Source organism: Microbacterium soli, assembly GCF_039539005.1.
Lineage (GTDB): Bacteria > Actinomycetota > Actinomycetes > Actinomycetales > Microbacteriaceae > Microbacterium > Microbacterium soli.
This window is the reverse complement of record NZ_BAABCP010000001.1, coordinates 1,564,410-1,577,678: the sequence shown is the minus strand read 5'-3', so window position 1 is coordinate 1,577,678 and position 13,269 is coordinate 1,564,410. Positions and strand designations below refer to the sequence as shown.

At 65.6% G+C, this 13,269-nt stretch carries 13 protein-coding genes; 8 read left to right on the top strand and 5 right to left on the bottom strand.

Going from position 1 to position 13,269, the window contains the following annotated elements:
- Positions 1 to 496: 496 nt before the first annotated feature.
- Positions 497 to 1,990 carry a sodium/proline symporter PutP gene (gene putP, locus ABD770_RS07375; RefSeq protein WP_344819884.1) on the top strand — a complete coding sequence of 498 codons (1,494 nt, stop codon included), beginning with the start codon at positions 497 to 499 and terminating at the stop codon, positions 1,988 to 1,990.
- A gap of 286 nt (positions 1,991 to 2,276) precedes the next feature.
- Here putP and ABD770_RS07370 read toward each other — a convergent pair whose 3' ends face one another.
- Entirely contained in the window at positions 2,277 to 3,662 is a 1,386-nt protein-coding gene (locus tag ABD770_RS07370; RefSeq protein WP_344818884.1) for a glycine--tRNA ligase, read from the bottom strand.
- A gap of 123 nt (positions 3,663 to 3,785) precedes the next feature.
- Here ABD770_RS07370 and ABD770_RS07365 point away from each other — a divergent pair, with 123 nt between their 5' ends.
- Positions 3,786 to 4,202, top strand: coding sequence for a VOC family protein (locus ABD770_RS07365; RefSeq protein ID WP_344818883.1), 417 nt, complete (start codon positions 3,786 to 3,788; stop codon positions 4,200 to 4,202).
- Positions 4,203 to 4,206: 4 nt separating this feature from the next.
- Here the strand turns inward: ABD770_RS07365 and ABD770_RS07360 are convergent, their stop codons facing one another.
- Genes ABD770_RS07360 through ABD770_RS07345 form a run of 4 tightly spaced genes read right to left on the bottom strand, consistent with a single transcriptional unit; the run spans position 4,207 to position 7,759 of the window.
- Positions 4,207 to 4,338: a hypothetical protein gene (locus ABD770_RS07360; protein ID WP_344818882.1), complete on the bottom strand. Its 132-nt coding sequence runs from the start codon at positions 4,336 to 4,338 to the stop codon at positions 4,207 to 4,209.
- Positions 4,290 to 6,077 carry a choline/carnitine O-acyltransferase gene (locus ABD770_RS07355; protein ID WP_344818881.1) on the bottom strand — a complete coding sequence of 596 codons (1,788 nt, stop codon included), beginning with the start codon at positions 6,075 to 6,077 and terminating at the stop codon, positions 4,290 to 4,292. Before ABD770_RS07355 ends, ABD770_RS07360 begins: the two co-directional genes overlap by 49 nt.
- The gene (locus ABD770_RS07350; protein WP_344818880.1) at positions 6,074 to 6,901 is read right to left on the bottom strand and encodes a DUF6282 family protein; all 828 of its coding nucleotides are present in this window, start codon (positions 6,899 to 6,901) and stop codon (positions 6,074 to 6,076) included. Before ABD770_RS07350 ends, ABD770_RS07355 begins: the two co-directional genes overlap by 4 nt.
- Before the next feature lie 21 nt (positions 6,902 to 6,922).
- Positions 6,923 to 7,759 carry a nitrilase-related carbon-nitrogen hydrolase gene (locus ABD770_RS07345; RefSeq protein ID WP_344818879.1) on the bottom strand — a complete coding sequence of 279 codons (837 nt, stop codon included), beginning with the start codon at positions 7,757 to 7,759 and terminating at the stop codon, positions 6,923 to 6,925.
- Between the two features lie 178 nt (positions 7,760 to 7,937).
- On the opposite strand from ABD770_RS07345, the gene ABD770_RS07340 reads away from it, so the two are divergent.
- From ABD770_RS07340 to ABD770_RS07315, 6 genes are read left to right on the top strand one after another with little or no spacing between them, the layout of a single operon-like run.
- A complete protein-coding gene (locus ABD770_RS07340) occupies positions 7,938 to 8,711 on the top strand; it encodes an IclR family transcriptional regulator (protein ID WP_344818878.1) in 774 nt (257 codons plus the stop codon).
- Positions 8,693 to 9,679 carry an alpha/beta hydrolase gene (locus ABD770_RS07335; protein WP_344819883.1) on the top strand — a complete coding sequence of 329 codons (987 nt, stop codon included), beginning with the start codon at positions 8,693 to 8,695 and terminating at the stop codon, positions 9,677 to 9,679. Before ABD770_RS07340 ends, ABD770_RS07335 begins: the two co-directional genes overlap by 19 nt.
- A 30-nt stretch (positions 9,680 to 9,709) precedes the next feature.
- The gene (locus ABD770_RS07330; protein WP_344818877.1) at positions 9,710 to 10,357 is read left to right on the top strand and encodes an ABC transporter permease; all 648 of its coding nucleotides are present in this window, start codon (positions 9,710 to 9,712) and stop codon (positions 10,355 to 10,357) included.
- Complete coding sequence (locus ABD770_RS07325; RefSeq protein ID WP_344818876.1) at positions 10,354 to 11,484, top strand: ABC transporter ATP-binding protein; 1,131 nt, start codon at positions 10,354 to 10,356, stop codon at positions 11,482 to 11,484. The genes ABD770_RS07330 and ABD770_RS07325 overlap by 4 nt, the downstream gene beginning before the upstream one ends.
- Entirely contained in the window at positions 11,481 to 12,260 is a 780-nt protein-coding gene (locus ABD770_RS07320; RefSeq protein ID WP_344818875.1) for an ABC transporter permease, read from the top strand. Before ABD770_RS07325 ends, ABD770_RS07320 begins: the two co-directional genes overlap by 4 nt.
- Before the next feature lie 48 nt (positions 12,261 to 12,308).
- Positions 12,309 to 13,244: a glycine betaine ABC transporter substrate-binding protein gene (locus tag ABD770_RS07315; RefSeq protein WP_344818874.1), complete on the top strand. Its 936-nt coding sequence runs from the start codon at positions 12,309 to 12,311 to the stop codon at positions 13,242 to 13,244.
- Positions 13,245 to 13,269 lie beyond the last annotated feature (25 nt).

The following is a 13,269-nucleotide window of genomic DNA, read 5'->3' as shown; positions in this document are numbered from 1 at the left end:
AACGGCCCCGGACAGGCGAACGGACACCGTGGAGCACCGCACTCCTTGACCACGATGAAGGAACAGCAGTTCTTTCGTCATGATCACTCGACAGGAGGGTCTGTATGTACGCGAAACTGAAGGCGACCCATTCAGCGCGTGCAAAGGAGCCTCCAATGGAACGCGACGACAACGACGACCTGTTCGACAGCGACGCACTGCTGTTCATCGGTCGGCCGTACTGGTTCGACCGGCACCCCTCACAGGCCGAGGGCGAAGATTTCTGACACTGCCCCCGCACCGATCTCCCCAGACCAGGAGCCCTCCTGAACGACACCGTTCAGGAGGGCTCCTGGCATGCGGGACCATGCGATGCGCTTTACATCACCGTCCCGAGCGACAACACTGGGGGGACGAGAGATCGTGGGCAGCGCTCATGTCCGAAGACTCCAGGGGGTGTTGACCAGCACGCAGGACGTGCCCTGGCCCACCTCGCCGACACGGAGAAAGGACGATGATGTCCGACCAGATCTGGCTGTACATCGCACTCGGCATCTATTTCGCCGCGATGCTCTACATCGGGTACAGCGCATACAAGAAGACCAGCGGCCACGAGGATTACATGCTCGGGGGGCGAGATCTGCCCGCCTGGGTGGCGGCGCTCAGCGCCGGCGCCTCGGACATGTCCGGCTGGCTCATCATGGGCCTGCCCGGTGCCATCTACCTCAGCGGACTCATCGAGGCGTGGATCGCCATCGGCCTCACCGTCGGGGCCTATCTGAACTGGCTCGTGGTCGCGCCGCGCCTGCGCGCGTACACCCAGGCATCCGAGAACTCCATCACGATCCCGAGTTTCTTCGAGAACCGCACCAAGGACAAGACGCGCCTGCTTCGCATCGTGTCGAGCCTCATCATCCTGGTGTTCTTCACCCTGTACGTGTCCTCGGGAATGGTCGCCAGCGGCGTGTTCTTCGAGAGTTCCTTCAACGGCAACTACGTCGTCGGCATGCTGCTGGTCTCCGGCGTGACACTGCTTTACACGCTCTTCGGCGGGTTCCTCGGGGCGTCGCTGACCGACGTCGTCCAGGGCATCATGCTCTGCATCGCCGTCCTCGTCGTCCCTGTCGCCGCGGTCATCGCCGTGGGCGGCTGGGGCGAGACCATGTCGCTCATCAGCTCGCTGGACGCGAGCCACTTCGACTGGCTCGGCGGCACGGGCCTGACCAGCGTGACGCTCATCGGTATCCTCTCCGGCCTCGCCTGGGGCCTGGGGTACTTCGGGCAGCCTCACATCATCGTGCGCTTCATGGCGCTGCGCACTCCGCAGGCCGCGAAGAGCGCCCGGCGCATCGGCGTGACCTGGCAGGTGCTGTCGCTGGGCGGCGCGGTGTTCGGCGGGCTCGTCGGCGTCGCGTTCATCCAGAAGGAGGGCATCACCCTCGGCGACCCCGAGACGATCCTGCTGGTGATGTCGCAGACGCTGCTGCATCCGCTGGTCGCCGGTCTCGTGCTGGCCGCGGTGCTGGCCGCGATCATGAGCACCTTCTCCAGCCAGCTCATCGTGTGCTCCTCGGCCCTCGTCGAGGACCTCTACAAGGTGCTCAAGAAGACGCCGCCGGACGAGAAGCGCCTCGTGGTGCTGGGCAGGCTGTGCGTGCTGGGCGTGGCGATCGTGGCGATGCTGCTGGCCATCACGCCGAACGATTCCATCCTGGGCCTGGTCGGCTTCGCCTGGGCGGGCTTCGGCGCCTCGTTCGGGCCGCTGGTGCTGCTGAGCCTGTACTGGCGCAAGCTCACCAACTGGGGCGCGCTGGCCGGCATGGTCGTCGGCGCGGTGACGGTGTTCGTCTGGGCCGCCTTCGAGGGCGGCTGGTTCGAGCTGTACGAGTTGCTGCCCGGCTTCGTTCTGGCGCTCATCACCGCCGTGATCGTGAGCCTGGCGACCTACAAGCCCAACGCCGAGATCGAGCGGGAGTTCACCGAGACCGGCACGATGGTCGTCGTCAAGTAGCACGGATGCTCGCGCATCCGTGCCCGGCTGTGCGCGAGCATCCGTGCCCGGCCACGAGCATCCGTGCCCAGCCTCTGCGCGAGTACAGGAGATTCGCTCAGAACAGGACGAGGTGGCTCAGATTCTCCTGTTTCCGACGAATCTCCTGTTCTCGGTGACAGAAGAACGGGGCAGGAGGGCAACGGGGGCAGGAGAAGAACGGATGCCGAGGGCCCGGCGCCGACGGATGCCGAGCGCCCCGCGGCGACGGATGCTGACGGCGCCGCGGCCGCGGGCCCCGCCGGAGTCAGGCGCCGCGCAAATGCTCGGCCAGGTACGCCTGCAGCTCCGTGAGGGGCACGCGCTCCTGGCCCATGGTGTCGCGGTCGCGCACGGTCACGGCGTCGTCGTCGAGCGAGTCGAAGTCGACCGTGACGCAGAACGGCGTGCCGACCTCGTCCTGTCGGCGGTAGCGGCGGCCGATGGCACCGGCGTCGTCGAAGTCGATCGCCCAGCGGCCCCGCAGGGTGTCGGCGACCTCGCGCGCCAGCGGCGAGAGCCGCTCGTTGCGCGACAGCGGCAGCACGGCGACCTTGACGGGCGCCAGTCGCGGGTCGAGCTTGAGCACAGTGCGGGTGTCGGTGCCGCCCTTCGCGTTGGGCACCTGCTCCTCGACGTACGCGTCGACGAGGAACGCCATCATGGCACGGGTGAGGCCGAAGGACGGCTCGATCACGTAAGGCGTGTACCGCTCGCCGGAGGCCTGGTCGAAGTAGGTCAGCGACGTGCCGGACGCCTCGGTGTGGCTGGACAGGTCGTAGTCGGTGCGGTTGGCGATGCCCATCAGCTCGCCCCACTCCTTGCCCGCGAAGCCGAACCGGTACTCGACGTCGATCGTCGCGGCGGAGTAGTGGGCGCGGTCGTCCTCGGGCACGTCGAACTGCCGGATGTTCTCCGGGTCGATCCCGAGGTCCACGAACCAGTCCCAGCACGCCTGCACCCAGTGCTCGAACCAGTGCTGCGCCTCGGCCGGCGGCACGAAGTACTCGATCTCCATCTGCTCGAACTCGCGGGTGCGGAAGATGAAGTTGCCGGGCGTGATCTCGTTGCGGAACGCCTTGCCGATCTGGCCGATGCCGAACGGGGGCTTCTTTCGCGAAGCCGTCAGCACGTGGGAGAAGTTGACGAAGATGCCCTGCGCGGTCTCGGGGCGCAGGAAGTGCAGGCCCGACTCGTCATCCACGACGCCGAGGTAGGTCTTCACGAGGCCGGAGAACGCCTTCGGCTCGGTGTACTGACCCCTCGTGCCGCAGTTCGGGCAGGGGATGTCGGCGAGCCCGTTCTCTGCCTTACGGCCCTTGCGCGCCTCGAAGTCCTCGATGAGGTTGTCGGCGCGGAACCGCTTGTGACAGCTGAGGCACTCGACCAGCGGGTCCGTGAAGGTCGCGACGTGACCCGACGCCTCCCACACCCGCTTGGGGAGGATGATCGACGAGTCCAGCCCCACCATGTCGCCGCGCCCGCGCACGAAGGTCTGCCACCACTGCCGTCGGATGTTCTCCTTCAGCTCGGTGCCGAGGGGCCCGTAGTCCCATGCCGAACGGGAACCGCCGTAGATCTCACCCGCTTGGAACACGAACCCGCGATGGCGGGCGAGGGCGATGACCTTGTCAAGACGGGACTGTTCGGCCACGGTGGCTCCAATGGTCGGATGACGTGGGACTGCCCGTGAGCACGGGCATCCCCATCCTACCGTCGCGGCCCCAACGCCGATCGGCCGTTGCCGGTGTCGGATGCCGATGGCAGAGTTGCGCGCATGGATCAACGTCTGAGCTTCCTCACCCTCGCCGTCGCGGATGTGGGCCGCAGCCGCGACTTCTACGTGGACGGCCTCGGGTGGCGGCCGATCTTCGAGGCCGAGGGCGAGGTGATCATGCTCCCGGTGGCGGAGCGCCTCATCCTGTCGCTGTGGAGCGTGGCGGGATTCACGGCGGAGATCGGCCAGGCCCCGGCATCCGGCGTCGCGCCCATCACCCTCTCGCACAACGTCGCCACCGAGGCGGAGGCGGATGCCGTCCTCGCGGAGGCCGCGGCGCTCGGCGCCGAGGTCCGACCAGCGGTGCGCCGGGAGTGGGGCGGGTACTCCGGGTACTTCTCCGACCCGGATGGGTTCCGCTGGGAGGTCGCGGTCAACCCCGGCGAGACAGGCGACTTCGTGCTGCCGCCGACGTGAGCGGCTACTTCGTCAGCAGGTAGCCGCGGTCGACGTCGAAGCCGGCGATGCGCAGCCCCTTGCCGAGGTGTCCCTCCAGCTCGCCCCTCAGCCGCAGCCGCCACTCGTGCGCGGCGGCCGGATCGGAGGTCCGCATGGCCTCGACGTCGGAAGGGATGCCGACCGTCGCGACGCGGCGGTCTCAAGAAGCACGCCGATCCGCCGGAAGGATTCCATGACCCCCTCCGCGAATCTGTCGATCTCGCCCGCGGCCTCCGTGGCAGCGTGGAGGTGAACGGAGATGTCGTCCGGTCGGCACGAATAGGCCACACCGATGCAGTCCGCACCGGTCGCGCCGAAACCGAACACCCGTACACCATCCGCCTGCACGGCGCTCGTGCTCATCCGCTCATCTCGCATCGCCCGCCACCCTGGAGAGGTGAACAGGCTCGGCACCTGAGCCCCGCTCGCCTCGATGAGCATGGCGATCTGCCATAGGTGCTGTTCAGGGGCCCTGCCGTGCTTGCAGTCGCTCACCCGAGCCACGTGCGCGTCTACAGCGCGGCGATACGCCTGCCATCTCTGCTGAGCTGTATAGCGTGCATCACCCATGGCGATGACGAACTCCACGGACTCCGGTGTGACGACCCGCATTGCTTCCGTCCGCCCGCCCGATGCGGCCATCGAGATCGACTCGTAGGTCGACCCGGACTTTCCGCGCACATCATGGTTGGCAAGCTGAAAAGCCATCTGAACGAACGCATCCGGCGACGACGACCACCGCTTCACCTGCTCGGCACCGAACTCATCAAAGACGAGCACTCGGCTCACACTCCGGGAGGCCGCCTCCGCAAAACGACTCCCGGCGGCATGGATCAATCGGTCCGCGTCCTCGTCGGGCTCGAAATGCAGAGGGGTGACATCAACCGAGCCATCCGACTCACATCCCTCGCCCGCGGCTGTGGACTCGGCCGTTCGGAGCAGTGTCATCAGCTGAGACGCAGACAGACCGTCGATGCGAGAATGCTCGAAGTTGAGCCCCGCCACCCCGTTGGCGAACACGATCAGACTCAAGGACTTGTCGAACCAGCGATTCGCGCTGTCACCGTGCAGTAGTGCAGCGCTCGAGTCCTGGTCGCCGATCGGAGACGCACCGTCGAGCGAGACGATGAACAGAGCCGAATCGATCGCTTCCAGTGCCCTCGCACTCGTCACGGAGGCCTTCAGCGTGCGGCGGAGCAGCGCCCAATCTCTGCGGGGAAGTGTGGTGGCCCGCCCGACGCCGCGCAGCCCGCCGTTCGCGGACTCGCTGAGGGACTCCGCGCGGCGAAACGCCGCAACCAGGCGCTCCACACACAGCGGCTTCCGTGCCGCGTCCAGCACTTGCACTCGGAACGCCTGCCCCTTCGCAAGAACGACGATATGACGGGAATCGGGTGCCCACACCGTGGTGTCGATGCTGATCCCGGGAATACGACTGCGTCCGAATGCCTCTCCGAGTTGCCCGGGCGATGCGCTCGCTCGCAGGGTACGTTGCGCCTCTAGGAGGGCCCGGGTGAGGCGCGCCGCACGGTCGACCTGTTCTCCAGAATCACCTTCGAGGAGGAAGAAGAAGTTCGCATCCATCGCGATTCGGCTCCGGCGTCCGAGATACCGCCGATCCCAGAAGTCATCCAGCCAGCTCCCCGTCGCTGATTGTTCCCTGGCCGCGAGTACACGCTGTACGTCGTGCCCGAGAGCATCGGAGGCGAGGAACTCCTCGGCGGCCCGTAATGTCGCACGGACCTCGTCCGCGGTAAGGAGCGGCTCGCACCACCGCAGGAACCGCTCGACGCTACTCACCAGATTCGGAAGAGGCACCGTCGCGGGGAAAGGAAATGACTCCGGGACGGTCATGGTACGACCAGCGTCTCGGGAACCGCAGACGCCGCGTCGACAAGGGCAGACCGATCGAGCCCCTCTCCGACCAGTTGCTCGATGAGTGTCTCCAGCGCAATGGGCGGTGGCGGATTGTGCGACTGTCCAGCGTCAGAGGAGAGCAGGATCCTGTCATACCCGACCCCACGGATGAACGCGGCGATCTCCTCGGCACCGAATCCGGGCTGGTCGAGCAGCTGGGCGGCAGTGATCTCCGCGAACGCACCGCGGCCGGTGAGTGAGCGCGCCTCGGATGCTGACATGAAGGGGACGGTATAGCTGGGATGGGTGAGCATCATTCGTCGCACTCCCGTGCGCCGCGCCTCGTCGAGCAGCCAAGCGACCTCGGCTGTGGAGAGGTGACCGGTCGCCAGCACCGCGTCGGCATCGGCGACAAGACGAAGAATGAGCCTGCACGCCTCAGCGGTGGAGTAATCGACAGGAGGTATCGCATAGGTGACCTGAGAGAGCTCCGGGCGGCCACAGCACAATCGCGGTAGACCGGCCGTTTGCTGCGTGTGCGCATCGGCCGTCGGCATCCAGACCACCCGCGCTCCCATCTCGAGCGCAGCCGCCACCGCCTCGGGGTTGATCCCGCCGACCTGCTGGTTGAGCACCAGGGAGCCATACACCCTCACGTTCAGGCCACGCCCTACGATGGCGGCGCGCCCTGCCGTTTCGCCGTAGTGCCCTTTGAGCACGCAGCCGGAGTATCCCGCCTCGTCATACCATTCAACGATCTGATGATCGTCGGCGAGCCGTGGGCTCACGTCCGGGGCCGAATGCACATGCACATCAAACACGGCGATCCCCCGCTGCGCCGGTCACGCGTCGCCTCCGTCCGCGATCAAACGTGTGACCTCGCGTCGCACGAAATCGAGCCGCGCCTCGGCGACGAGCGGCACCTCGTGACGTCGATGACGCGCTTTGTCGACATCGATGTCACAGACCAGCAGCTCGGGCTCCCAAAGCTGGGCCTCTGCGACCACCTGTCCGAGAGGGTCGATCACCCGAGATCCGCCCCAGAAGCGCGCGCCCCGCTCCGTGCCCACACGGTTGCAGAAGACGACCCAGCTCTGATTCATCATCGCGTGGAAGCGAAGCAGCTCGGTCCAGTAATGAATGTTGTCGAGTGACTCCGGACCGTACCCGGATGCACTGTCGGCGATTATGAGCATGATCTCGGCACCGTCCTGCGCAGCAAGCCACGGAACAACGGGCTGCCATGCGTCGTTGCAGATCAGCGTCGCCACTCTGCCGACCCGCGCATCGAAGGCCCTCAGATCCTGCCCAGCGCTCGAGTGCTTCTTCTCCTCCCACACCAGGTAGTTCGGAAGATACAGCTTGCGCTGGACATGCAGGACCTCACCCTCGGAGACGTACGCAGCCGAGTTGTAGCGACGTATCGCACCATCCTCGTGGAATCCGACCAGAACATCGGGGCCGTGGTCCCCGAGAACGGTGAGTCGAGGGTCATCCGCGCGAAGCGACCGGTCCTCGTCGAGCGTCGCGAGGGCGTACCCGTGCAGCGAGAGCTCGGGGAACACGACGAGCTCGGCGCCACGATCCCGCGCTGAAAGCACCTGGGATCGGGCCGTCTCCAGGTTCGCCTCGACGTCTCCAAGCTGGCAGTCGACCTGGGCAATCGCGATCCGCACCATGTGTGCCTCCTTCAACGCAAAGTGGGTCACGACTCTGCTTAGTCACAGTGCGTCGGCGAAGCAACTCCGCTTGCGCATACAGCAACGGCTCATTGAACGCCGTTGACCTTCGTCGGATCGGTGCGCATACAGCAACTCCTGTTGCGCTATTTCCCTCCTTGCGCTCAGGATCGGAGGCATGACCAACGAAGGTTCCACGAGCCTGGCACGGGCGATCGCTCTACTTTCCGAGCTCGGCACACCGGAGGCCGCCCAATCAGGCGGTTTCGGCGTTGTGCAGCTGGCTAAGCTGATCGGCCGGGAGAAGACCCAGGTCTCGCGCACGTTGGCTGTCCTCGCGGACTCCGGATTCGTGCTCCGGGATCAGGAAACGCTGAAGTACCGCCTCGGCTGGCGCCTCTATGCGCTCGCAGCCAGCACGATCGATCAGCAGCTGCTCACGCTCGCGCCCACAGTACTGCGCCAACTGGTCGCCCGCGTGAACGAGGCCGCACACCTCTCCGCGCTGGAGAACCAGCAGGTCCTCACCTTGATGTCGGAGACGCCGGGGCGGACCATCCAGGGAAACGGACTCGTCGGGCGAGCGACGCCGATGTACTGCACCTCCGCGGGCCGGGTGCTGCTGTTCGACCACGATGACGATGAGGTCAGAGAGATGATCGCAAAATCCGGCTTCCCACCTGGAGGGCCAAACGCCCCCACCGACGAGGCGGACTTCCTCTCCCGCCTACACGATGCGCGCCGAGCCGGCTATGCCGTCGTCCATGAGGAGTATGAGCGCGGCGTCGTTGCCGTCGCAGCGCCGGTCCGCGATTTCAGCGGCCGCGTCGTCGCCGCGATCAACATCTCCTTCCCAACCTTCCGCGCCGAGGACGTGCTCCTCAGCGGCGCACGCGAAGTCCAAGCTGCGGCGATGCATCTCACCAGGACGCTCTGCGCCAGACGCCCCTAGCTCTCGACGTTCCTCACTCCGCACCACACAACAACAGTAAAAGGAAGACCATGACCGTCCGCCCCCTGCCCTACTTCTCGAACGCGATGCGACTCGACGCCGACCTGCACCTGCCCGACGGCGACGTCGCGCCCCCCTATCCGACCGTCGTCGCGTGCTCCGGATACCTGGGACAGAAGATTATCCACCCCGAGCGATTCGCCCGCGCCCTCACCCAGCGCGGATACGCGGTGTTGGCGTTCGATTACCGCGGATTCGGGCTCTCCGAGGGGGAGCGTGGTCGGCTAGTACCGCAGGAGTGGGTGGAGGACGTGCGCGCCGGGGTCGATCGGCTCATGGGTGTCCCCGAAGTCGACGGTGATCGCATTGCCCTCCTCGGTTGGGCGCTCGGCGGCGGCGTCGCAGCGGTCGAAGGAGCCAGCGATCCTCGAGTCTCCGCCGTTGTCTGCATCAACAGCCTGGTCGACGGACGCCGCGCCGTACGAAGCATGCACGATCAGAAGTCATGGGACTCCCTGGTGAGCCGGATCGAGGCGGATCGCATCCACCGCGCCGCGCATGGCCGATCCGAACTCACCAGCCCGTGGGACATCATCCGACTCAACCTCGATGAGCGGACGGACCAGTACGTCGGCGAAGAGCTCTACAAGGCGCCCGGCTACGGCGGCGGCGTCACCCTGGAGTCCGCCGATTACATCCTCCGCTTCACCGCCGAAGACGCCGTACGGCACCTCGCACCGCGTCCGCTCCTGATCATGCATGGGAGCGAGAACGGCCTGCACAAGCCTTTGGAAGCGCAATCGCTCTATGATCACGCACTCGAGCCCAAGCAGATCGAGTTTCTCGAGGGCAAAGGACACACCGAGTGGATGTTCGACGACGATCCCACATTCAAGAGAGTGATGGTGCGCGTCGCCGACTTCCTCGATGAATCCCTGGCCGCTTCGCAGAAGCAACTGGCCGGCTGACTCCCAGGCTCCCGATGCAGGAGGTGTGACATGAGTGATTTCCTGGAGTTCCTCGAGAAGCGCTCCGACGACATGCTCGAACTGGGTGTCCAGCACATTCTTATCGTGACGGTCGCCGTCCTGCTCTCGACTGTCGTCGGCGTCTTGGTCGGGGTGATCTCCTCCCGGACCCGCTGGGCCAGGGAGATGGCCCAGGCCGTGAGCGGGGCGATCTTCACCATTCCCACCTTCGCCCTCCTCGTCCTGCTCATCGGTCCGTTCGGCCTGGGCCCCGCGCCCGTCATCGTCGCGCTGGCCCTGTACGGACTGATGCCGATCATCCGAAACACGATCGTCGGGCTGACCGAAGTCGACCCCGCCACAACCGAGTCCGCCGCAGGTATGGGGATGACGAAGCGACAGCAGCTGCTTCGGATCGAGCTGCCTCTGGCATGGCCCGTGATCCTCTCGGGAATCCGTCTCACCGTGCTCCTGATGATCGGAGCCGCGACCATCGGATTCATCGTGCTGGGTCCGGGCTACGGGGAGTTCATCTTCACCGGGCTGTACCGGATCGGCACCCCGGTCGCCTTGAACCTCGTCCTCGCGGGCACGCTCGGCGTCATCGTCGTGGCGGTGCTCTTCGAACTCGCTTTCGCACTCCTGCGCATCATCACCGTACCGAAAGGCATCCGATGACCGAGAACCAGAATGTCGCGTCCCCGATGATCCGCCTTGAGCATCTGACCAAGAGTTATCCGCGGCAGGTCGAGCCCTCCGTCGATAATCTGTCGCTCGACGTACCGCGCGGCGAGATCGTGATCCTCGTGGGCCCCTCGGGGTGCGGCAAGACCACGACAATGAAGATGATCAACAGGATCATCGAGCCCACCTCAGGGCGCATCATCCTGGACGGCGAGGATGTCACCTCCACCGACCCGAACATACTTCGCCGCGGCATCGGGTACGTGATCCAGAAGGTCGGCCTGTTCCCACACATGACGATCGGGGAGAACGTCGCAACCGTTCCCAAGCTGCTCAAGTGGGACCGCGCACGTATCGACGAGCGCGTCGATGAACTGCTCGAGATCGTCAACATGCCTGCTGCACGATACCGGAACCGTTACCCGAAGGAGCTCTCCGGCGGTCAGCTGCAGCGAATCGGCGTCGCTCGCGCACTCTGCGCCGACCCCGAGGTCATGCTCATGGACGAGCCGTTCGGCGCCATCGATCCGATCACCCGATCACGACTGCAGAACGAGTTCCTGCGGCTGCAGGAGCACGTGCGTAAGACCATCGTCTTCGTCACCCACGACATCGACGAGGCCATCAAGATGGGGGACCGGATCGCCGTGCTCGACGAGCACTCCCACGTCGCCCAGTACGGCCCTCCGGAAGAGATCCTCACTGCACCGGCGAACGACTTCGTCGCGGGGTTCGTCGGCAGCGGTGCCTCCTTGAAGCGCCTCACACTCACCACGGTGTCCGACGTCCCGGTGAACCGATCGATCACCACGTCGGCGGCATCGATCGACGCGATCCGCAACCGACTCCGCGCCGACCACGCCACGTGGGGGCTGTCGATCTCTGCGGACGGCCGCCCCCAGAGGTGGATCGCCGCCGACAGCGGAAGCACATTCCCGACACAGACCGTCGATGAGAGTGCCTCGCTCATGGAGGCGCTGGACGCGCTGGTCACCTCCCCCGCCGGGATGGTCGCCGTCGTCGACGAACGCGGCGCATATCGCGGAGCTCTCGACTTCGCTGCCATCTCGACAGTGACCCGGAACACCGAGCCACAGGAGCTCACGGACGTGGCACGATGAGCACTCTCACCACCGAGATCCGTCTGCCCCCTTCCGACGGGTCGACCCGTCGTCGTTCGATCGTCAGCTATCTCGGGATGCCGGTGCTCCTCATCGTCGTCTGCGCGGTACTGTACCTCTACGTCAGCGGCCAGAAGCTCGACAGCATCGAGGCCCGATCGCTGAACGCGGAGCGTCTGTTCACGGCGTTCTGGCAACACCTGCTGCTGACCCTGATCCCCACGGTGCTCGTCCTCATCGTCGCGATCCCGCTTGGGGCGCTGCTGACCCGGCCATTCGCGCGACGCGCCCGCGGGATCATCATCGGCGTGCTCACGATCGGACAGGCGGTCCCGACCATCGCGGTGCTGGTGTATTTCGCGGTGGCCTTCCTCTTCCTCGGGTTCGCCTCGGCGGTCCTCGCCTTGTTCATCTTCACGATCATCCCGGTGCTGCTCAACACGATCGTCGGCCTCGAGCAGGTCGACGAGGCCGTCCTCGAAGCAGGACGCGGCATGGGCATGTCGAAGAGCGCGGTGCTGTTGCGCATCGAGCTGCCTCTCGCCGTGCCGATCATCATGGCCGGGGTACGAACAGCACTGACGATCACCGTCGCCAGCGCAGCACTGGCCGCATACATCAACGCCGGCGGGCTGGGCGACATCATCGTCGCCGGCCTGTCCACGAACCGGGTCCTCGTGCAGGTTGTCGGTGCGGTGCTCACCGCAGCACTGGCGCTCGCCATCGACTACCTCGCCGGTCTCGCCGAAGACCTGCTCCGCCCCCGAGGCCTCTGAGTCTCCTACCCCCCCACCCGATCACCACTGCACAGGAAAGTAGTCATCATGAGAACAGCCAGAGTCACCCTGTCCCTCCTCGCAGCCGGTATTCTCCTGCTGCCCCTGACCGCCTGCAGCTCGGACACGAGCAGCAGCAGCGAGAGCACCGGTGAGCTCGCCGGTGCGACGATCTCCGTCGGATCCAAGGAGTTCACCGAATCGATCATCCTCGGCATGATCACCTCTCTCGCCCTGGAGAACGCCGGCGCAGAGATCATCGACAAGACCGGGGTATCCGGAACCTCGACGGTGCGCGCGGCGCTGGAGTCGGGCGAGATGGACCTGTACTGGGACTACACCGGAACAGGATGGGTCAACATCCTCGGGCACACCCCCGACAACATCCCCGACGATCTCTATGCCGCCGTCTCCACAGAGGATCTCGAAGAGAACGGAATCGTGTGGCTGGAACCCGCCCCCTTCGAGAACGCCTACGCGATCGCGGCGAAGACGGAGTTCATGGAGGAGAACGGCGTGTACACACTCAGCGACGCCGCAGAGTACATCAGGGCGAACCCCGCCGAGGGCAGCATCTGCGCCGCCAGCGAGTTCCTCAACCGCGACGACGGTCTGCCTGGCCTCGAAGCCGCGTATGAGATCGAATTCCCAGATGTTCTGGAGATGGATTTCAATCTCGTCTACACGCAGGTCGGGGAGTCCTGCACCTTCACCGAGACGACGACGACGGACGGGCGAAACGTCTCGAGTGGCCTAAGCGTGCTCGAGGACGACCGCGGGTTCTTCGTCGAGTACCGCGGTGCGGTGACACTGCGCCAAGATGTGCTCGACGAGCACCCCGCGATCAAGGACATTCTCGATGAGATCAGCGCACGCTTGACCAATGACGTCATGATGTCGCTCAACTCCCGTGTCGACGTCGACGGTGAAACTCCAGCGGATGTCGCAGAGGACTGGCTGACCACGGAAGGCCTGATCGGCTGACGCGATCCCGTTCAGCGACCCCGCC

Excerpts from the sequence above, each read along its gene's own strand:
- putP (WP_344819884.1), top strand. The coding sequence starts at position 497 with ATGTCCGACCAGATCTGGCTGTACATCGCACTCGGCATCTATTTCGCC.
- ABD770_RS07365 (WP_344818883.1), top strand. The coding sequence starts at position 3,786 with ATGGATCAACGTCTGAGCTTCCTCACCCTCGCCGTCGCGGATGTGGGC.
- ABD770_RS07360 (WP_344818882.1), bottom strand. The coding sequence starts at position 4,338 with ATGCGGACCTCCGATCCGGCCGCCGCGCACGAGTGGCGGCTGCGGCTG.
- ABD770_RS07355 (WP_344818881.1), bottom strand. The coding sequence starts at position 6,077 with ATGACCGTCCCGGAGTCATTTCCTTTCCCCGCGACGGTGCCTCTTCCG.
- ABD770_RS07345 (WP_344818879.1), bottom strand. The coding sequence starts at position 7,759 with ATGGTGCGGATCGCGATTGCCCAGGTCGACTGCCAGCTTGGAGACGTC.
- ABD770_RS07340 (WP_344818878.1), top strand. The coding sequence starts at position 7,938 with ATGACCAACGAAGGTTCCACGAGCCTGGCACGGGCGATCGCTCTACTT.
- ABD770_RS07330 (WP_344818877.1), top strand. The coding sequence starts at position 9,710 with ATGAGTGATTTCCTGGAGTTCCTCGAGAAGCGCTCCGACGACATGCTC.
- ABD770_RS07325 (WP_344818876.1), top strand. The coding sequence starts at position 10,354 with ATGACCGAGAACCAGAATGTCGCGTCCCCGATGATCCGCCTTGAGCAT.
- ABD770_RS07320 (WP_344818875.1), top strand. The coding sequence starts at position 11,481 with ATGAGCACTCTCACCACCGAGATCCGTCTGCCCCCTTCCGACGGGTCG.
- ABD770_RS07315 (WP_344818874.1), top strand. The coding sequence starts at position 12,309 with ATGAGAACAGCCAGAGTCACCCTGTCCCTCCTCGCAGCCGGTATTCTC.